Origin of the sequence: Vibrio sp. 10N.222.46.A1 (assembly GCF_041473595.1) — a bacterium.
GTDB classification, from domain to species: domain Bacteria; phylum Pseudomonadota; class Gammaproteobacteria; order Enterobacterales; family Vibrionaceae; genus Vibrio; species Vibrio tasmaniensis_A.
The window spans coordinates 1-476 of sequence record NZ_JBFRSN010000068.1 but is presented as its reverse complement, the minus strand read 5'-3'; the positions used below and the strand labels follow the sequence as shown (position 1 = coordinate 476).

The following is a 476-nucleotide window of genomic DNA, read 5'->3' as shown; positions in this document are numbered from 1 at the left end:
GGAATATATCTTGCGTACTTCAATCAATACTAAACAAAAACCAAAAGGACAGCTTCTTTTACGTACTCTTTCTATGCCTGCAGATACTAATGCGAATGGTGATATTTTTGGGGGGTGGATAATGTCACAGCTTGATTTAGCTGGAGCAATCCTAGCTCAAGAAATATCTGGAGGACGGATAGCAACAGTTTCAGTATCAAGTATCACTTTTAAAAAACCAGTAAAGGTTGGTGATGTCGTTTGTTGTTATGGTGAATGCGTTAAAATTGGTAGAACATCAATGTCGATTGATTTAGAAGTTTGGGTAAAACCTATTCAAGAAGATAAGGTTAATCTAAGATTCCAAGTATGTGAAGCTAATTTTAATTATGTAGCTATAGATTTGTCAGGGAAGCCAAGACTGGTTCAAAAATTTTCTGATTAAATAGCTTGAGGCTTTAGTTATATTAAACTATTAACATTCAACGGTGAACTAT

1 protein-coding gene is annotated in these 476 nt (G+C 34.5%); it reads left to right on the top strand.

Features of this window, described 5'->3' with window-relative positions; genetic code table 11:
* Window positions 1-10 precede the first annotated feature (10 nt).
* A complete protein-coding gene (gene yciA, locus AB4496_RS02585; RefSeq protein WP_017082562.1) occupies window positions 11-424 on the top strand; it encodes an acyl-CoA thioester hydrolase YciA in 414 nt (137 codons plus the stop codon).
* Window positions 425-476: the final 52 nt, after the last annotated feature.